This window comes from Pseudomonas sp. PDM01 (assembly GCF_014852325.1).
Classification (GTDB): domain Bacteria; phylum Pseudomonadota; class Gammaproteobacteria; order Pseudomonadales; family Pseudomonadaceae; genus Aquipseudomonas; species Aquipseudomonas migulae.
The window spans coordinates 268,272-287,514 of sequence record NZ_JACVBK010000004.1; the positions used below are offsets into that span (position 1 = coordinate 268,272).

A 19,243-nucleotide genomic window follows, 5' to 3' on the forward strand; every position below is an offset into this window, starting at 1 on the left:
GCATGCACTGCGCTGTTACGGGGCTCACTTAAAATAAGGGCTTTTTGCTGAACTTCAAGCCACTGACGGCAGAAGTTACTTGTTGATTTAATGGGTAAAGCGCGCGCAAAGCAATGGGTCGGGCGCATCCAGTGCTTTCTGCTACCATGGCGGCTCTGTTACTTCAGGTGTCTGATCATGGCATTTCGCCCTCTTACGGCCAGAGCACCCGCCGTTCTGCTTCGCGAAGCCAAACCGCTGAAAGCCATTTTTGGCCATGCTCAACGCCTGGGTCATTTACAACGCCTGCTCGAAAGCCAATTGCAGCCCGCTGCGCGCGAACATTGCCATGTGGCGTCGTGGCGCGAAGGCAGCTTGTTGCTGATTGTCACTGACGGACATTGGGCAACGCGTCTGCGCTATCAACAGAAGCGTCTGCAACGGCAGTTGCAGATGTTTGATGAGTTCGCCAGCCTGACGCGGATTCTGTTCAAGGTGCAGCCGCCGACCGTTCAGCAAGGAGCGGCCGGGCATACCATCAGTTTGTCGACGGATGCGGGGGCGACCATACAAGCGACGGCTGAGGGGATCAGTGATCCGAACCTGCGGGCGGCGCTGGAGCGATTGGCGGCTCACGCCAAACCAAAAGACTGACACGGCCCCTGTAGGAGCGAGGCTTGCCCGCGAAGCTTTGGGCGCCCTCAAGGGCCCCTTCGCGGGCAAGCCTCGCTCCTACAAGGGGATGCATACGCCAGAAAATTAGCGGCGTTTGCTGCCGCCGAGCAGTGACCCCATCAACCCGCGCACCAGTTGCCGGCCAAGCTGATTGGCCGCCTGTCGCATCGCCGACTTCAGCGCCTGCCCTGCGGCCGTGCCGAGAAGCTCCCCGGCCTTGTCGGTGAAGCTCGGTTCTTCTGGCGCAGGTTTGCCCGGTGCCGCTTCGGGTTCCGGCGCCAGGCCTTTGCGCCCCATCAGCACTTCATAGGCTGATTCGCGATCCACCGGTTTGTCGTACCGCCCCTTGAACGGCGAGCCGGCGATCAGCAGCGTGCGCTCGGTTTCGCTCAGCGGCCCGATCCGTGATTGCGGCGGTGCCACCAGGACGCGCTGGACCATCTCTGGCGTGCCTTTGTCCTGCAATGTGCCGACCAGCGCCTCGCCGATCCCCAGTTCGGTCAGCACCGACAAGGCATCGAACGCCGGGTTCGGCCGGAAGCCCTCGGCCACCGCACGCAGGGACTTCTGCTCCTTGGCGGTGAACGCACGCAAACCATGCTGGATACGCAGACCGAGCTGCGCCAGCACGTCATCCGGCAAGTCGCCCGGCGATTGGGTGACGAAATACACGCCCACGCCTTTCGAGCGAATCAGCCGCACCACTTGCTCCAGACGTTCCTGCAACGCCTTGGGCGTATCGGCAAACAATAAATGGGCTTCGTCGAAAAACAGCGCCAGCAGCGGTTTGTCGGCATCGCCGCGCTCCGGCAGTTGCTCGAACAGTTCAGCCAGCAGCCACAACAGGAACGTCGCGTAGACCTTCGGCGCTTCGTGCACCAGACGACTGGCATCGAGCAAGTGAATGCGCCCGCGCCCCTCGGCGGTCGGTTGCAGAATGTCTTCGAGTTGCAGCGCCGGCTCGCCGAACAAGGCTTCAGCACCTTGTTGTTCCAGGGTCGCCAATCGGCGCAACAAGGCCTGGCTGGAACCGGTGGTCATCAACGCGGCGTCGTCGCCCAGCAATTCGGGGTGGTCGCGCAGGTGATTGAGCAGCGCCTTCAGGTCCTTCAAGTCCAGCAGCAACAGGCCTTCGCGGTCCGCCACTTTGAACGCGGCGTACAGCGCCGATTGCTGGCTGTCGGTCAACTCCAGCAGGGCGCCAATCAACAGCGGGCCCATTTCGCTCAAGGTTGTGCGCAAGGGATGACCGGACTGGCCGTGAATGTCCCACAAAGTGACCGGGTACGCCTGCGGCGTGTGATTCAGCCAGGGCATCCCGGCGATTCGCTCGGCGATCTTGCCCTGCGGGTTGCCGGCGGCACCGAGGCCGCAGAGGTCACCTTTGATGTCCGCCGCGAACACCGCCACGCCGGCATCGCTGAACGCTTCGGCCAGTCGTTGCAAGGTGACGGTCTTGCCGGTCCCGGTAGCGCCCGCGACCAGACCGTGACGGTTCGCCAGGCGCATGGCCTGGGCGATCGGTTGCCCCGCGAGATCGGCACCGATAACGAGTTGCGATGAATCAGGCATTTGGTCACCCATGGTTAATCTTTAATCCTGCACGGCCGATATAAAAGACTGAAAAGCTTCGGTAATCCCCCCAAGGAGAGGACGGAAATATCAGCTTGTTTTCATGACCGCCCACTGCGCGCTTCCTTATAAAAGCACGCCTTGGGCATTAAGACCTTAGCGGAACCCCAAGCCATGAACAAAAATCTGCGCTTCAGCCATAAAATCCTGCTTGCCGCCGCCCTCATCGTCATTGCCGCGTTCGCCTCGTTCACCCTGTACAACGACTATCTACAGCGCAACGCCATTCGCGAGGACCTGGACAAGAATCTGCAAAAAATGGGCAGCGTGACTGCCAACAATATCCAGACCTGGCTGACCGGGCGCAGTCTGCTGATCGAAAACCTCGCACAAAACGCCGCGCTGAACCCGGACATCGGCAACGTCGCCAAGCTGCTGGAGCAGAAGGCGGTGACGTCGACCTTCATGGGTGCTTACATTGGCAACAAGGATGGCACCTTCATCATCCGCCCGGACAGCAAAATGCCGGATGGCTATGATCCGCGCGCCCGCCCTTGGTACAAAAGCGCCCAAAGCACCAGCGGCTCGGCGCTGACCGAACCCTACATCGATCTGGCCTCTGGCCAACTGGTCATCTCCATCGTCAACAGTGTGCTCAAGGACGGCCAGAACATTGGCGTGGTCGGTGGTGACCTGAGCCTGCAAGTGATCGCCGACAGCCTGAATGCGCTGGACTTCGATGGCATGGGTTATGCGTTCCTGGTCAGCGCCGACGGCAAGATCCTGGTGCACCCGGACAAAGCGCTGGTGATGAAATCCCTGGCTGAGTCGTATCCGAAAAACACACCGCGCATCAGCAGCGATTTCAGTGAAGTGGAAGTCGATGGCAAAACCCGCATCGTCACTTTCACCCCGATCAAAGGCCTGTCTTCCGTCAACTGGTACATCGGTCTGTCGGTGGATAAGGACAAAGCCTTCGCGAAACTCAGCGATTTCCGCGCCTCGGCGGTCGTTGCGACCGTCATCGCAGTTGCGATCATCATTGCCTTGCTGGGCATGCTGATCCGCATCCTGATCCAGCCGCTGCACGTCATGACCCGCGCCATGGCCGACATTGCCGACGGCGAGGGCGACCTGACCAAACGCCTCACTATCCAGAACAACGATGAATTCGGCCTCCTGGGCACCGCGTTCAACCGTTTCGTGGAGCGCATTCACGGTTCGATCCGCGAAGTGTCTTCGGCCACCGGCCAGGTCAACGAAGTGGCGCTGCGCGTAGTCGCGGCTTCCAACTCGTCGATGTACAACTCCGACCAGCAAGCTTCGCGCACCAGCAGCGTCGCCGCCGCGATCAATCAGCTCGGTGCCGCGGCCCAGGAAATCGCGCGCAACGCCGCCCAGGCGTCGAGCCAGGCCAGCGATGCCCGAAACCTCGCCGAAGACGGCCAACAGGTGGTGGATCGCAGCATTGTCGCGATGAACCAACTGTCGAGCATGCTCAGCGCTTCGAGCACCAACATCGAATCGCTGAACAGCAAAACCGTGAACATCGGGCAGATTCTCGAAGTGATCACCAGCATTTCCCAGCAAACCAACCTGCTGGCGCTGAACGCCGCGATCGAAGCGGCCCGTGCCGGTGAAGCCGGGCGTGGTTTTGCCGTGGTGGCCGATGAAGTGCGCAACCTGGCACACCGCACGCAGGAATCGGCGCAGCAGGTGCAGACCATGATCGAGGAGCTGCAAATCGGCGCCCGCGAATCCGTCAGCACCATGAGCGACAGCCAGCGCCACAGTCAGGACAGCGTGGAAATCGCCAACCTGGCGGGCGAACGCCTGAACAGCGTGACGTTGCGCATTGGTGAGATCGACGGGATGAACCAGTCCGTGGCGACGGCAACCGAGGAACAGACGGCGGTGGTGGAATCGATCAACGTCGACATTACCGAGATCAATACGCTCAACCAGGAAGGTGTGGAAAACCTGCAATCGACGTTGCGGGCGTGTTCGGACCTGGAGCAGCAGGCGGCGCGTCTCAAGCAGTTGGTCGGTAGTTTCCGGATCTAATGCGCTTCTGAGGGCCCCTTCGCGGGCAAGCCTCGCTCCTACAAGGTTTTACGTGAACCTGTAGGAGCGAGCGGTGCGGCGATCCGACTTGCCCGCGAAGACGGTCTGTAACACACCACAAAACCCCAGCCGAACATCTATTCTTCATTAAGGTCAACCAAGGGAGTACAACGGACCGGAGGGATGTTCATCGTGCACATCGCGGACATAACCATGTTCTACGCCCCTGCCAGCGGTGGCGTGCGCACGTATCTGGATGCAAAACACCGTCGCCTGGGCGTCAAACCCGGCATTCGCCACAGCCTGCTGATCCCCGGTTCACACTTGAGCGAACAGGACGGCGTTTACACGGTTCCGGCCCCTGCCCTGCCCTTCGGCAAGGGTTATCGTTTCCCTCTCCGTCTCGCCCCTTGGCGAAATGTCCTGCAGGATTTGCAGCCCGATCTGATCGAAGTCGGCGACCCGTACCTCACAGCCTGGGCGGCGCTCGATGCCCGCCGCCAACTCGACGTGCCGGTGATCGGCTTCTATCACTCGGACTTGCCGCTGCTGGTCAGCAATCGCATGGGCAATTGGGTCACAACCAACGTCGAAGCGTATGTCAAAAAGCTCTACGGCAACTTCGACCGGGTCTTGGCGCCGAGCCGGATCATGGCCGACAAACTGACCAGCCTGGGCGTGAACAACGTTTTCGTCCAAACCCTGGGCGTCGACCTGCAAACCTTTCATCCCGATGCCCGGGATCCAAGCCTGCGCACGCAACTGGGCATCAATGAAAACACGCACCTGCTGATTTTTGCCGGGCGTGGTTCCAAGGAAAAAAACCTGCCGGTGTTGCTGGAATGCATGCGACGCCTGGGGCGGCGTTATCACCTGTTGCTGGTGGGGTCGTCGATGCCGGTCGTGGTCCCGGACAACGTCACCGTCATCCATGAGTTCTGCCCCGTCACGCAGGTGGCGAAGTTGATGGCCAGCGCCGATGCGCTGCTGCATGCTGGTGACCAGGAAACGTTTGGCCTGGTGATCCTCGAAGCCATGGCCAGCGGCATTCCGGTCGTAGCCGTGGCGGCGGGAGCCTTTGAAGAAATCATCAGCGCAGAATGCGGGCTGCTGTGCGCGCCGAACGACCCGGTGGCGATGGCCAATGCGGTGCGGGAGCTGTTCAGTTCAGGCAGTGCCGCGCTCGGCCAACAAGCACGCCTCCATGTCGAACGGCATTACTCGTGGGACGCGGTGGTCGACAGCCTGCTGGGCCACTATCACGCCGTCCTCGGCAATCAATGGCCGCTGGCCGCCAATGGTTGAGCCCATGAACGCGCCCTGCCTGTTACTCGTACTGCATGACGTCGCGCCGCACACCTGGGCCGATTACCAACCTTTTGTCGAAGCCGTCGACGCCTTGGGTGAAGTGCCGATGACCTGGCTGGTGGTGCCGGATTACCACAGACACAACGATCTGGAGGCACACCCGGGTTTGCGCCGCCTGCTGGCCGGTCGTGTCGCCCGAGGTGACGAACTGGCGCTGCACGGCTATTTTCATTGTGATGACGAGCCGCCGCCCAACACGCCACGAGACTGGTTCATGCGCCGCATTTATACCCGTGAAGGCGAGTTCTACACGCTGTCGCAGGACGCGGCCCTCACGCGTCTGCGCGCAGGTATCGAGCTGTTTCATCGCTATCACTGGCCGCTCGAAGGGTTCGTCGCTCCGGCCTGGTTGATGAGTGAAGGTACGCGCCAGGCCTTGCGCCAGTTACCCCTGAGTTACACCAGCGATCCACAGCATCTGTTTCGTCTACCGGACTTCACCCCGGTCGATGCGCCGGGACTGGTCTGGAGTGCGCGCAGCGCATGGCGGCGAGGTTTGTCGAAGCTCGTCAGCGATCAGCGCGAGCAACGCTTGCGCCAGGCGCCGGTGATTCGTCTGGGCCTGCACCCGGTGGACATGCGTCATCGGTTCGCGCGCGATTACTGGCTGCACACCCTCAAGCGATTACTCGACCAAGGCCGCCTGCCGATGACCAAGGCTCGTTGGCTGGCGCTGCACAGCGACCGCATCGGTCGCGCCGCATGAGCCGGGGGATTCTGCTGTTTGTCGCACTGCTCGCGGCGGTGCTGATTCCGCTGCTGCTGGGTGGCAACCAGACCTGGTCGCGATTGCAAAGCTTTCCACTGAGCTGGTTGCTGATCATGTTCGGCATGATCCTGCTGTGCTGGGTGGTGAACACGATGCGCTTGCGCCTGTTGCTGGGTGATGAGCGCGACAAGGTCAGCCCGGTCAAAAGCCTCGGCGTGGTGATGGCTGCCGAGTTCGCCTACTGCGCCACACCGGGCGGCAGCGGTGGACCGCTGACCATCATGGCGCTGCTGGCCCGCAACGGGGTGCGTCCGGCACGGGGCAGTGCGGTTTTCGCCATGGACCAACTCAGCGATCTGCTGTTCTTTCTCTGTGCGTTAAGCGGGATTCTGATTTATGCGCTGTTCCAGCACCTCAGTGAACGCATGGAGTGGCTATTGACCGTCAGTGCGATATCGATGTTCGGCGGGCTGCTCAGTTGTGTGGTGATCGCGCGCTACCATCGGCTGCTGATTCGCCTCAGCGGGCGGCTGCTCGCACGTCTCAATGTCAAAGGCACCACGCGCCTGCGCTGGGCGCGAAAACTCCTGCACTTTCTTGCGGCGTTCACTGACACGCTGAAGTTGCCCTTTCGGACTTTGATCAAGGTGTTTGCCCTGACCTGTGTGCATTGGGTGTTGCGCTATAGCGTGTTGTACCTGGCGTTGCGCGGGCTTGGCGCGGACTTGCAGTGGGCCTGGAGCTTTTTGATTCAGATGCTTTCGCTGAGTGCGGGGCAGTTCAGCCTGTTGCCGGGGGGCGCCGGGGCGGCGGAACTGACCTCGGCTGCATTGCTGGCGCCCATGGTGGGGAAATCCACTGCGGCGGCGGCGATTTTGATTTGGCGGGCGGTGACTTATTACTTTTATCTGGTGGTGGGGGGGCCGGTGTTTTTGTTGATGGTTGGGCGGCCGTTGTTGAAGAAGTTGATGAGGTTTAGGCAGGCTTAGTTTTTTGATTGTGTGTATATCCGTTGATGCGGTAACGGCGGCTTATGGTTTCGCTTTTACAGCGAGTCACTTTCGAAAAGCGCGAAAGTAACCAAAGCGCTTCTGCCCCTTTCGTTCGGTGCCTCGCCTAGGCTCGGCATACCCTCGCTCCGGTCCTGCTCCGTGGGCCCGCCGCCATCGGCCATCCATGGCCGGGGGCGGCTAACCCGGCATCCATGCCGGGTTGCCCACTGCGCAGAACCTCCACTCGGCCTCTCGAGGGGGCGACTACCGCCACAGCCGCCGAGGCGGCCTGAAAGCCGACCTGGCTCTTCAGTTGTCCGCGTTGTTCTTCTCTACTGCGTTCACTCATTCCGGACATGTGCACCAATCCCCTGTAGGAGCCGGCTTGCTGGCGATGGCATCCTTTCAGGCGATAGGTGTGTCGACTGACCCACCGCTATCGCCAGCAAGCCGGCTCCTACACGGGGATTGGGTTCACACGACTCAAAATTGTAGGAGCTGGCTTGCCGGCGATGGACGTCAACGATAACGCGGGCTGCCTGAATGAACGCGGTGTCCGGGCGTTTTTCGCCGGCAAGCCGGCTCCTACAGGGAACCCCATACGCTTTTGATTTTCACCACTCATCAGGCCGAGCGTTAGCTCGCCTTCAGCTTTTGATCTGGACGCACCGCCCCCTCGAGAGGCCGAGCGCAGGTTCTGCGCAGTGGGCAACCCGGCATGGATGCCGGGTTAGCCGCGCACGGCCAAGGATGGCCGATCGCGGCGGGCCCACGGAGCAGGACCGGAGCGAGGGCATGCCGAGCCTTAGCGAGGCACCGAACGAAAGGGGCAAGAGCCTTTTGGTTACTTTGGGGCTTTTCCAAAGTGACTCGCCGTAAGGGCGAAACCAATTGCCGCCGTTACCGCAGAAACGGATATGTACACAATCAAAACGAGCAAACGCCAGACCTCAAGACCGCTTCGCCGGCAAACCAGCGCCTACAAGGTCAGGCTCAGGATTCAACTGCTCCCACAACTCCGCCGCACCGGGAAATTCCGTGCCGTCTTCAGCGCTCATATCATCCGGATCATAACGACTCAAACACCCCTCCCCCAATGTCGCGGGAGCCTTGGAAGTAGCTTTGTCCAGTGGATCAGCCATGGTCATGTCCTCAGTGCAGAAACGGCGAAGGGCCTGGAACGATTGAACGCCCAGGCCCTTCGAATTTCAACCGCGTCGTGTGACGGTCAGAACACTACAGTCTTATTACCGTGCACCAGCACCCGATCTTCCAAGTGATAACGCAGACCGCGGGCCAACACCATTTTCTCGATATCACGACCGAAACGCACCATGTCTTCGATGCTGTCACTGTGGCTGACGCGCACAACGTCTTGCTCGATGATCGGGCCGGCGTCCAGCTCTTCGGTCACGTAGTGGCACGTCGCACCGATCAACTTCACCCCACGCATGGAAGCCTGGTGATACGGCTTGGCGCCAACGAACGACGGCAGGAAGCTGTGGTGAATGTTGATGACCTTGTGCGCATACTCGCTGCACAACTCGGGCGGCAGGATTTGCATGTAGCGGGCAAGTACCACCACTTCGGCATCGTGCTGTTTGACCAGGCGCGAGACTTCGGCGAACGCCGGCTCTTTATCCTGCGGATTGACCGGTACGTGGTAGTAAGGAATGCCGTGCCACTCGACCATGCTGCGCAAATCATCATGGTTGGAAATCACGCAGGAGATTTCGCAATCCAGTTCATCGCTGTGCCAGCGGTGCAGCAAGTCGGCCAGGCAATGAGATTCACGGCTTGCCATCAACACCACGCGCTTCTTCTGCGCGGTATCGGTAATGCGCCAGTTCATCGAGAACTCTTCGGCAATCGGCGCGAACGCCTCGCGGAAAGCCTCGATACCAAAAGGCAGCGAGTCGGCACGAATTTCGTGACGCATGAAAAACCAGCCACTGAGATTGTCCGAGTGGTGGCTCGCTTCAGTGATCCAGCCGTTATGTGACGCCAGAAAGTTACTGACTTTAGCAACGATGCCGACGCGGTCCGGGCAAGCAATCACCAGCCGAAAAGTGCGCATGAGGGGGAAACTCCAGAACTTCGCAAAGGCCGCCATTCTAGCGATTGCGCAAAAAAACTGCAGTATAGATGACACCTCGCGTTGCACGAAGGCCGGTGGCACAAGCGTTGAGGGCTGTCGGTTACCTGCGCGATGGTGATCCTGTCAGCATTCTTCAAGCATTCAATTGTGAATATCTGTGATACCTGCGTCACACTATTTAACTGTACATCCAATTTGCGCCCTATTCATCGCAACTAATTTAAATAAACCCCGGTTAAATGTTTACTTGATGAAACACCCTGACTATTATTGCCGCACTGTCCCCTGCCATCCAGCGCACAACATAAGGTAGTCCCCATGTCCTTGATCAACGAATATCGTGCCACCGAAGAAGCTATCAAAGAGCTGCAAGCCCGTTTGAAGAACCTGTCCCAAGACGACAAACTGCAAACCGAGCTGGAATTCGAAGGCAAACTGCGCACCCTGATGGGCGAATACTCCAAGTCCCTGCGTGACATCATTGCGCTGTTGGATCCAGAATCCAAAACCAAAGCACCACGCGGCGGCGCAGTAAAAACTACTGGCACCAAGCGTGCTCGCAAAGTTAAACAATACAAAAACCCGCACAACGGCGAAGTCATCGAAACCAAAGGTGGCAACCACAAAACTCTGAAAGAGTGGAAAGCCAAGTGGGGCGGCGACGTGGTTGAAGGCTGGGCTACCCTGCTGGGCTAAGCCGCAAAGCTTGTCGCAGACCCATCCGCGACAAAAAAGAACGCCAGCAATCGCTGGCGTTTTTTTATGCCCGAGATTCAGGCCCGTGCATTTTCATTTTCAAAGATTCAAACGTTTGCGCAATGCCTGGACATAATTGTTCCACTCATTGAGCACCTCTTGCTGGAATGGCGTCGCAGTAATGTTCAATTGGGCTGCAGCTTCTACAAATGCTTCCAGGGTATTGGGTGCCCCGCACTCGGGCGCTGACAAACGTTGCTGACAGAATACTCGCCAGCGTTCTTGCTCTTCGAAACTCAACGTTTCGGGAAAGTTACGTGCGCGATATCGAAACAATAATTCAGGCAAACGTTCATCATCGAAAGGCCATTGCTCTTGCGCTAATTGCGCCGGGTCAGCCGCCCGGACTTGCTCACAAAGACGCCGGTCCCGATCACCGATAAAACCATCGTATAACTGTTGTTCAGGGTCTTGGCTCTGGGCGAAATCCTCTCGGGCATAAATGGCCTGAACTTTATCTCGCCAAATTGTTTGTGCGGCACTTAGTCGCAGCGTGCGTTCCTGATAAAGCGCCATATCCAGCCCCAGTCGTTGCTGATCATCGGGACGAAGCACCGACAACGGCGCCACCACCGGGCATTTGTTGATGTGGATGAGTTTGAGCGGCACCGGCAGTTCGCCTTCGGCCAGTTCATCGCGACGGGTATACAAACGCTGGCGCAAGGTCTCGGCATCCAGGTCGAGCAATCCTTGGGGATCCAAGTGCAGGTCACAAACAATTAGCGCGTTCTTGTTGCGCGGATGCCAGGCCAGCGGCAACACCACGCCGACATAACTGCGTGCCGCCGAAAAGCGCCCGGAAATGTGCACCATCGGCTGTAACAGCCGAATCTGATCCATCACCTTTTGTTTGCTGCGCAACTGAAAAAGCCAGTCGTAGAGCTTCGGCTGTTTTTCCCGGATCAGCCGTGCCAGTGCGATGGTCGCGCGAACGTCCGACAGCGCCTCGTGAGCATTGCCGTGATCGATGCCGTTGGCGGCGGTCAGGCGTTCGAGTTTGAGCGTCACCCGTCCTTCGTCGTCCGTCGGCCAAACCAGGCCATCGGGCCGCAAGGCATACGCCGCACGCACCACATCGATCAGGTCCCAGCGACTGTTACCGCCCTGCCACTCGCGGGCATAGGGGTCGAAGAAATTTCGGTACAGGCTGTAACGAGTCATCTCGTCGTCGAAACGCAAGGTGTTGTAACCCGCGCCACAAGTGCCCGGTGCCGCCAGTTGCGCGTGAACCCGCGTCATGAAATCGGCTTCGCTCAAACCGTGTTCGGTCAGTTGGCCCGGCGTGATGCCGGTGATCGCGCAGGCCGCCGGATGCGGCAGGATGTCTTCACTGGGCTGGCAATAAAGATTGACCGGCTCGTCTATGACATTGAGATCAAAGTCAGTGCGCAGCCCCGCCACTTGCAGTGGACGGTCGCAACGCGGGTTGATGCCGGTGGTTTCATAGTCGTACCAGAAGATCGAGGTCACGGGCTATTCCTGAACTGAAGATCGGCGAAGTCTAGGCGTTCACATCCCGCCCCGGCCAGTAATCTTGCATTCAATCACCTCTGACCACGCACCGTGCAATACATAGTTATGTCGTTTCCCCCCGTGAGGCTGCTAGCATCGGACGCACAGAGAATCCCGATCAGGCCACATCATCAGGTTGCCCATGCTCGAGACCACAGCACTGCAAAGGAAAGCGACGCTGTCCCCGCCACTGGATACGCGGTATCAGGTTGAAACGCCGGAAGGCATCGACTTGCCACTGCGCCCGGCCGGGTTGATGGTCCGTGCGCTGGCGTTCTCCATCGACCTCGGGCTTCGCGGGCTGATTCTGGGTCTGCTGTTTATCGTCCTCGCGTTTCTGGGGAAACTCGGCGCCGGGCTGGGCTCGATCCTGCTGTTCGCAGTGAGCTGGTGGTACATGGTGTTGTTCGAAGTGCTCAATCAGGGACGCTCGCCGGGCAAGCAATGGATGGGCCTGCGGGTGGTGCAGGATGACGGCACGCCGATCGGCTGGTCCGCTTCGCTGTTGCGCAACCTGCTGCGATTTGTCGATTTGTTGCCGTTCGGCTACTTCCTCGGCGCCATCAGTTGCCTGCAACACCCCAGCTTCAAACGCCTCGGCGACCTGGCCGCCGGCACGCTGGTCATCTACCGCGAACAGCCGCTCACCCGACCGCAAGTGCCCGACGCCGAACCGCGACGTCCGGCCTTCGCCATGACGCTGACCGAGCAACGCGCCATCCTAGGGTTTGCCGAACGCCAGGGTGAACTCTCCGAAGCGCGGGTCAATGAACTTGCCTCTATCCTCGCCCAACCGTTGAACGTCCCAGCGCCACGGGCGGTGTCGGAACTCAACGGCATCGCCCGCGGCTTGTTGGGCCCCGCATGAAGCAAAGTCTTTTCGAGAATCGCCACAAGGCTGAATGGGCGCAGTTTTCCCTCATGCTCGACAGGCTGGAGCGCAACAAAGACACCTCACGTGTCGCCAGTTTTGCGAAAGACTATCGTCGGCTATGCCAGCACCTGGCGCTGGCTCAGGAACGTGGATACAGCAGTTTCCTGATCGACTCGTTGCAGCAACAGGTCCTGCGCGGCCATCAACAACTTTATCGACATCGCAGCCGCCTGGGTGCCAATGTGCTCGGCTTCATCCTCGCGGATTTTCCGCGGCTGGTGCGCGAACAGTGGCGCTTCGTGCTGGCCGCCAGCCTGATGTTTTTCGGCAGCCTGATCGGCTTCGCACTGTTGGTGTATCTGTTCCCGGACCTGGTCTACAACCTGATCCCGGCGCAACAGGTCAGCGACATGCAAAGCATGTACGACCCCAACGCCGGACACCTGGGTCGCTCGGCGGAACGGGCGGCCAGTGAAGACTGGATGATGTTCGGCTTCTACATCATGCACAACATCGGCATCGCTTTTCAGACGTTCGCCAGCGGTTTGCTGTTTGGCCTGGGCAGCGCGTTTTTCCTGTTCTTCAATGGCTTGATGATCGGCGCGGTGGCCGGGCACCTGACACAGATCGGCTACGGGCAAACCTTCTGGTCGTTCGTGATCGGCCACGGTGCTTTCGAACTCAGCGCCATTGCCCTGGCGGGTGCCGCCGGCCTGCAACTGGGCTGGGCATTGATCGCACCGGGGCGCCTGCCACGCGCCGAAGCGTTGCGAGTCGCGGCGCGCAAAAGCGTATTACTGATTTGCGGGGTCATGCTGTTTCTGTTGATCGCTGCATTTATCGAAGCCTACTGGTCATCCATGACCGGGCCGGCGCCGATGACCAAGTATCTGGTCGGCGCGATGCTGTGGTTTTTGGTAGCAATGTATCTGCTGTTTGCCGGACGGACTCGTCATGCGCCTGAGTGACGCGACCGTGGTGATCCGCCCTCGAACAACCTGGGAAGCCATGGACCTCGGCGTCCTGCTGAGCCAGCGGCACCGACGCCTGTTGATGACCAGTTGGGCCATGGTGACCTTGCCGGTTTTCGCCTTGCTCACCTTGTTGTTGTGGGATTCACCGTCCCTCGCCGCCTTCATTTTCTGGTGGCTGAAACCGGCGTTCGAACGCCTGCCGCTGTACATCCTGTCCAAAGCCATGTTCGGTGAAACACCCACCTTGAAACAGGCGCTGCGCCAATGGCCGCGACTGCTCAAGCCACAATTGCTCGCCAGCCTCACCTGGCGACGCTTGAGTCTGAGTCGCAGTTTCCTGATGCCGGTGGTGCAACTCGAAGGCCTGAGTGGGCAAGCGCGGCAACAGCGCTTGCAGGTGCTGTTGCAACGCGACGGCGGCGCAGCGCGCTGGCTGACGATCATCGGCGTACATCTGGAAAGTGCACTGTGGGTCGGCTTGATGGTGCTGTTTTATCTGTTCCTGCCGCAACAGGTTGAATTGGACTGGAGCTGGCAAACGCTGCTGTCCGCCGCCACACAAGACTGGCGCTGGCTGGAACACCTGACCAACGTGTTTTACGTGTTGGTGCTCGTGGTGTGGGAACCGGTTTACGTGGCCTGCGGCTTCAGCCTTTATCTGAACCGGCGCACGGTGCTGGAGGCCTGGGATATCGAGCTGGTGTTCCGTCGTCTGCGCCAACGCTTGAGCAGTACCGCCGTCACCCTGCTGCTGGCGGCATTTTTGCTGATGCCAGCGGCGCAAACCGTGTGGGCCGCCGAGCCCGCGATCTCACCGGACAGCCCGCGTCTGCTGGACCAGCCTCTGACCAGCCAGGCGTCCCGGGACAGCATCAAGGCGATCCTCGATCAGCCACCATTCAAGAACAAGGAAACGGTCACCCGCTATCGTTTTGGCGGCGAAGACAAACCCGCCGCCGAAACACCGGACGATGGCAAGGCCCCCGAGTGGCTGAAGGCGCTGCTCAAGTTGCTGGATAACCAGCGTTTCGGTGCATTGGCCACCCTGATTGAAGTGCTGCTGTGGGGTACGGTGATCGGGGTCATCAGTTTGTTGATCTGGCGTTACCGCGACTGGTTGCAGGCGTTCGTCAGTCGCCGACCGAGGTTGCCGCGCAAAGTTGCACGGCCGCTGCCACAGCAAGCATTCGGCCTGGATCTCAACCGTGAAACCCTGCCTGCCGACATCGCCGCCAGTGCGGAAAGCCTCTGGCAAACCAACCCGCGTGAAGCTCTCGGATTGCTTTATCGCGCCCTGCTCAGTCACTTGCTGCACGACTACAACATGGCGCTGAAACCGGCCGACACCGAGGGCGAGGTGCTGGAGCGCGTTGAACACCTGCAGCAACCCGCGCTGCTGACTTTCAGCAAAAAACTGACGGGGCACTGGCAGAACATGGCCTACGGGCATCGCCTGCCCCCCGCGCAGGTGCAACAGGAACTCTGTGATGGCTGGCGGGCGCTGTTCGGCCCGGGAGCGGCGCATTGAACCGGCGTCTCTGGCTGGCGGTCGGCGTGTTCATCGCGGTGCTATTGGCTGCGCTGAGTGTTTATCTGTTTTTCAAGGCAACGCCCTATCAGGCAGACATCGATCACGGCCCTTCGCCCGAAGCCCAGGCCAACCCTTATCTGGCCGCCGAACACTTCCTGCGCAAACAGGGCCTTACCGTCGGCCATGCCAACAGCCTCGACGTGCTGCCGACGCTGGACCCGCGCCAGCACAGCCTTTTGTTGCTCGGCGACCGGCAAAACATGACGCCACGGCAGATTGACCAAGTGATGAACTGGACCCGCGCCGGTGGGCGCCTGTTGTTCATCGCCGAATCACTGTGGGATGAAAAAACCGGCCAAAGCAATGACCTGCTGCTCGACCGGGTGCAGGTGCACCAGTCACTGAGTAAAGACCTCAAGGACCCGCCACCCGCTACCGGTGAGGATCCTTACCCCAACCTGACCAAACTGTATCTTGAGGATGAAGACGCCCCGGCCTACGCCACCTTCGATACCGCGTTCCATCTCGAAGACCCGAACAATCTCGCGCAAGCCTGGGCCAACAGCGGCAAGGCCACGCACATGATGCAGCTCAACCAAGGGCTCGGCTCGATCATTGTGGTCACCGACGCCGACCTGTGGAAAACCCCGGCCATCGACGAGTACGACAATGCCTGGCTGCTCTGGTACCTGACCGCGGACACCCAGGTGACGCTGCTGTTCAACACCGATCACGACAGCTTGCTGACCTTGTTGCTGCGTTATTTCCCCCAGGCATTGGTCGCGCTCATTGCCCTGATCGGCCTTGGCCTCTGGCATGTCGGTGTGCGCCACGGTCCATTGATTGAACCGGCGCCGAGAGCCCGTCGACAACTTCAGGAACACCTGCGTGCCAGCGCCGATTTCATCTTGCGCCGCAGCGGTCAGGACAGTCTGCTGCAAGCCTTGCAGCAAGACATCCTGCGCCGGGTACGGCGCCGTCATCCCGGTTTTGATCAACTCGGCGTCGCCGAACAATGGCTGGTGCTCGCACACCTGACCGGCCAACCCACACGCGCTATCAGCCAGGCCATGAGCCCGCGACCGAAGCAACGGCTGTCCAGCGTTGAATTCAGCCGTCAGGTCGCCCACCTGCAAACCTTGAGGAACGCCTTATGAGTGAACAGATCGAGCCCGGCGCGCCTAGCCATGCCGAGCAGCAACGCCAGCGCGCCAGTTATCTGGCCCAAGCGATAAGAGTTGAATTGCAAAAAGCCGTGATCGGCCAGAACACGGTGATCGATGACGTACTCACCGCGTTGATTGCCGGCGGTCATGTGCTGCTCGAAGGCGTGCCGGGGCTGGGCAAGACCTTGTTGGTGCGCGCCCTCGCCCGCTGCTTCGGTGGCGAATTCGCGCGCATTCAGTTCACCCCGGACCTGATGCCCAGCGATGTCACCGGCCACGCGGTGTACGACCTGCAAACCGAGCAATTCAAACTGCGCAAAGGGCCATTGTTCACCAACCTGTTGCTCGCCGACGAAATCAACCGCGCCCCGGCGAAAACCCAGGCGGCGCTGCTCGAAGCCATGCAGGAACGACAAGTCACCCTCGAAGGCCGCGCCCTGCCCATCGCGCAACCGTTCATGGTGCTCGCCACGCAAAACCCCATCGAACAGGAAGGCACTTATCCGCTGCCGGAAGCCGAGCTCGACCGTTTCATGCTCAAGGTACGCATGGACTACCCCGACGCCGAGCAAGAGCTGAACATGGTGCGTCAGGTCAGCCGTTCTACCCGGGCCGACATGCTCGATGTGCAACCACTGCGCACCGTGTTGCAAGCCAAGGACGTGCTGGCCTTGCAACGCATCGCCAGTGATTTGCCCCTGGACGATCAGGTCCTCGACTATGCCGTACGCCTGGCCCGCACCACCCGCAGCTGGCCCGGCCTGACCCTCGGCGCCGGGCCTCGGGCCTCCATCGCGCTGGTGCGCTGCGCTCGGGCACGGGCCTTGTTGCGCGGCGGTGAGTTCGTGATTCCGGATGACATCAAGGGCTGCGCGCTGGCGGTGTTGCGCCATCGCGTACGCATTGCGCCAGAGCTGGATATCGAAGGGCTGGAGGTCGATCACGTGCTGCGGCAACTGCTCGATCAAGTGCCGGCGCCACGTCTGTGAAACCCTCGCGTTTGTTGCTGATCTGGCTCGCAATCCTGCTGGCCATCGGCATCGTGCTGGGCACCTTGCGCGCACTGGACATTGCGCTGCCCTCAAGCCTGTTGTCGATCCAGTGGGGTTTATTGCTGGCGCTACTGGCCCTGGCAATACTCGATGCTGCCCGCCTCACACGCCTGCACTCGCCCCGGATAACACGACAAATGCCCGGCAGCCTGGCCCTCGGTCGCTGGAGCGAAGTCCGACTGGACGTTGAGCACAACTTTCCCCAACCACTGACGGTCCAGATTTTCGACCACGTCCCCGACGGCCTGAACTTCGAAAACCTCCCCCTGTCAGTCGAACTTCAGCCCGGCCAGCACAGCCAGGTCGGCTATCGCCTGCGCCCGCTCAAACGTGGCCACTTCAGCTTCGATCACTGCGAAATCAACCTGCCCAGCCCATTGGGCCTGTGGTCCGGCAAACGGCTTCTGAGCGTCACCGACCACACCCGCGTCTACCCCGACTTCGCCCGCCTCTACGGCGGCCAACTGCTGGCGGTGGACAACTGGCTCAGCCAGCTCGGCGTACGCCAACGACAACGACGTGGCCTGGGTATGGAGTTTCATCAGTTACGGGAATTTCGCGAAGGCGACAGCCTGCGCCAGATCGACTGGAAAGCCACCGCCCGGCAACGCACACCGATTGCCCGGGAGTATCAGGACGAGCGCGATCAGCAGATTATCTTCATGCTCGATTGCGGAAGGCATATGCGCAGTCATGATGGCGAACTGGCGCATTTCGATCATGCGCTGAATGCGTGTTTGCTGTTGAGTTACGTGGCGTTGCGTCAGGGTGATGCGGTGGGTCTGAGTACCTTTGCCAGCGATCAACCGCGTTATCTCGCACCGGTTAAAGGTGCCGGTCAGCTCAACGTATTGCTCAACACGGTCTACGACCTGAACAGCACTCAACGCAGCGCTGACTATCAGGCCGCTGCTACTCAACTGCTGGCCCGACAGAAACGCCGAGGATTGGTGATTTTGGTCACTAACCTGCGGGATGAAGACGATGAGGAGCTGATAAGCGCTGTTCAACAGCTGAGCAAGCAGCACCGCGTATTAATAGCAAGCATGCGCGAAGAGGTGCTCGACACCGCACGACAAATGACAGTGCAAACCTTGTCAGAAGCGCTGAACTACAGCGGAACAGTTGACTATTTGAATTCACGAGCAGAGCTCCATGAGCGCTTGGTCGCCCATGGAGTTCCAGTAAAAGATGTCCGCCCCAGAGAGCTGGGACCAGAATTGGTGACACATTACCTGGCCTGGAAACGCAGTGGAGCTCCTTGACTGCTGCCAATTCGGTAATGACATTTTCGCTTGGGCAAATGGGCGAATATCACTCATATCGATATATCAGTCCAGTCTCCGATACTCAACGTTATCTACGGTGAGACTCTTTAACTCCAATGGAGGCAGCTCGATTTGAATATCAAAATCGGTAGTCCGCAATCCTCTTGCCCCCGTAATGTCGGCACCATGAATCTGAAGATCAACAGATTGATCAGACTGAAGTACAGTGAGGGTGTGCCTTAGATAAGGATTCCAGCTTTCGTCATCCAACAAGTTTTTTTTCTTCCCACTTAAATCAATCGGATCCTCTGTACCGTTACTGAACATTAGAATAACTTTCGAGCCTGGACCATCACCCTTGTTTTCATATTGAAAGCCCAACAAATACTCCACTTGCGAAAATTGCGACTCCGTAAAGGATGCCGTTGAAACAGACTGCGAGTAGACTCTTTTCCCGTTCAGCATCAAAAAGTTTCCGTACAAAATACTTTCATACCACCCCTCCCCGCCGCCATTACCAACGCGTTGCCAATTCGTGTCCCAGCCACTAGGAAACCTTCCACTTTTTACCAGATTGCGACCACGGATTTTTTCTTCACTCATGATGCTCACCTTTCTCTGTTAGCTGCTGTTGTAGTATTCGAAACGCTTCG

17 protein-coding genes are annotated in these 19,243 nt (G+C 59.5%); 12 read left to right on the forward strand and 5 right to left on the reverse strand.

The features are described 5' to 3' along the window. The first annotated feature begins 177 nt into the window (after positions 1 to 177). The gene (locus IB246_RS12070) at positions 178 to 633 is read left to right on the forward strand and encodes a DUF721 domain-containing protein (protein WP_008029261.1); all 456 of its coding nucleotides are present in this window, start codon (positions 178 to 180) and stop codon (positions 631 to 633) included. A gap of 105 nt (positions 634 to 738) precedes the next feature. On the opposite strand, the gene IB246_RS12075 is transcribed toward IB246_RS12070, so the two are convergent. Then, entirely contained in the window at positions 739 to 2,226 is a 1,488-nt protein-coding gene (locus IB246_RS12075) for a helicase HerA-like domain-containing protein (protein WP_032832797.1), read from the reverse strand. A 174-nt stretch (positions 2,227 to 2,400) separates the two neighbouring features. On the opposite strand from IB246_RS12075, the gene IB246_RS12080 reads away from it, so the two are divergent. The 4 genes from IB246_RS12080 (at position 2,401) to IB246_RS12095 (ending at position 7,356) form a co-directional block, all read left to right on the forward strand. Next, entirely contained in the window at positions 2,401 to 4,290 is a 1,890-nt protein-coding gene (locus IB246_RS12080) for a methyl-accepting chemotaxis protein (protein WP_192230039.1), read from the forward strand. Between the two features lie 183 nt (positions 4,291 to 4,473). Beyond that, positions 4,474 to 5,595 (forward strand): glycosyltransferase family 4 protein, encoded by a 1,122-nt coding sequence (locus IB246_RS12085; protein WP_008043334.1) that lies wholly within the window; start codon positions 4,474 to 4,476, stop codon positions 5,593 to 5,595. Then, positions 5,588 to 6,364 carry a DUF2334 domain-containing protein gene (locus tag IB246_RS12090; RefSeq protein WP_008043335.1) on the forward strand — a complete coding sequence of 259 codons (777 nt, stop codon included), beginning with the start codon at positions 5,588 to 5,590 and terminating at the stop codon, positions 6,362 to 6,364. Before IB246_RS12085 ends, IB246_RS12090 begins: the two co-directional genes overlap by 8 nt. Continuing rightward, positions 6,361 to 7,356: a lysylphosphatidylglycerol synthase transmembrane domain-containing protein gene (locus IB246_RS12095; protein WP_008043336.1), complete on the forward strand. Its 996-nt coding sequence runs from the start codon at positions 6,361 to 6,363 to the stop codon at positions 7,354 to 7,356. The genes IB246_RS12090 and IB246_RS12095 overlap by 4 nt, the downstream gene beginning before the upstream one ends. A 953-nt stretch (positions 7,357 to 8,309) precedes the next feature. Here IB246_RS12095 and IB246_RS12100 read toward each other — a convergent pair. Together IB246_RS12100 and purU are read right to left on the reverse strand one after the other, a co-directional pair. Continuing rightward, on the reverse strand, positions 8,310 to 8,501 hold the full coding sequence (locus IB246_RS12100; RefSeq protein WP_008041931.1) for a hypothetical protein: 192 nt from the start codon (positions 8,499 to 8,501) through the stop codon (positions 8,310 to 8,312). Positions 8,502 to 8,587: 86 nt separating this feature from the next. Continuing rightward, complete coding sequence (gene purU / locus IB246_RS12105) at positions 8,588 to 9,436, reverse strand: formyltetrahydrofolate deformylase (RefSeq protein WP_192230042.1); 849 nt, start codon at positions 9,434 to 9,436, stop codon at positions 8,588 to 8,590. 339 nt (positions 9,437 to 9,775) lie between these two features. Between purU and mvaT the strand changes: the two genes are divergently transcribed. Next, positions 9,776 to 10,153 carry a histone-like nucleoid-structuring protein MvaT gene (gene mvaT, locus IB246_RS12110; RefSeq protein WP_007933316.1) on the forward strand — a complete coding sequence of 126 codons (378 nt, stop codon included), beginning with the start codon at positions 9,776 to 9,778 and terminating at the stop codon, positions 10,151 to 10,153. 99 nt (positions 10,154 to 10,252) lie between these two features. On the opposite strand, the gene sbcB is transcribed toward mvaT, so the two are convergent. After that, a complete protein-coding gene (gene sbcB / locus IB246_RS12115; RefSeq protein ID WP_008041932.1) occupies positions 10,253 to 11,683 on the reverse strand; it encodes an exodeoxyribonuclease I in 1,431 nt (476 codons plus the stop codon). A 184-nt stretch (positions 11,684 to 11,867) separates the two neighbouring features. Here sbcB and IB246_RS12120 point away from each other — a divergent pair, with 184 nt between their 5' ends. Genes IB246_RS12120 through IB246_RS12145 form a run of 6 tightly spaced genes read left to right on the forward strand, consistent with a single transcriptional unit; the run spans position 11,868 to position 18,587 of the window. Further along, positions 11,868 to 12,593 (forward strand): RDD family protein, encoded by a 726-nt coding sequence (locus tag IB246_RS12120; RefSeq protein ID WP_008041935.1) that lies wholly within the window; start codon positions 11,868 to 11,870, stop codon positions 12,591 to 12,593. Beyond that, entirely contained in the window at positions 12,590 to 13,567 is a 978-nt protein-coding gene (locus IB246_RS12125) for a stage II sporulation protein M (protein WP_008041937.1), read from the forward strand. Before IB246_RS12120 ends, IB246_RS12125 begins: the two co-directional genes overlap by 4 nt. Then, complete coding sequence (locus IB246_RS12130) at positions 13,554 to 15,101, forward strand: DUF4129 domain-containing protein (protein WP_008041939.1); 1,548 nt, start codon at positions 13,554 to 13,556, stop codon at positions 15,099 to 15,101. Before IB246_RS12125 ends, IB246_RS12130 begins: the two co-directional genes overlap by 14 nt. Beyond that, a complete protein-coding gene (locus IB246_RS12135) occupies positions 15,098 to 16,261 on the forward strand; it encodes a DUF4350 domain-containing protein (protein ID WP_008041950.1) in 1,164 nt (387 codons plus the stop codon). Before IB246_RS12130 ends, IB246_RS12135 begins: the two co-directional genes overlap by 4 nt. Further along, positions 16,258 to 17,259 carry an AAA family ATPase gene (locus tag IB246_RS12140; RefSeq protein WP_008041951.1) on the forward strand — a complete coding sequence of 334 codons (1,002 nt, stop codon included), beginning with the start codon at positions 16,258 to 16,260 and terminating at the stop codon, positions 17,257 to 17,259. Before IB246_RS12135 ends, IB246_RS12140 begins: the two co-directional genes overlap by 4 nt. Further along, positions 17,256 to 18,587 (forward strand): DUF58 domain-containing protein, encoded by a 1,332-nt coding sequence (locus tag IB246_RS12145; protein ID WP_008041952.1) that lies wholly within the window; start codon positions 17,256 to 17,258, stop codon positions 18,585 to 18,587. The genes IB246_RS12140 and IB246_RS12145 overlap by 4 nt, the downstream gene beginning before the upstream one ends. Positions 18,588 to 18,653: 66 nt before the next feature. On the opposite strand, the gene IB246_RS12150 is transcribed toward IB246_RS12145, so the two are convergent. Further along, the gene (locus IB246_RS12150; protein WP_008041953.1) at positions 18,654 to 19,193 is read right to left on the reverse strand and encodes a hypothetical protein; all 540 of its coding nucleotides are present in this window, start codon (positions 19,191 to 19,193) and stop codon (positions 18,654 to 18,656) included. Positions 19,194 to 19,243: the final 50 nt, after the last annotated feature.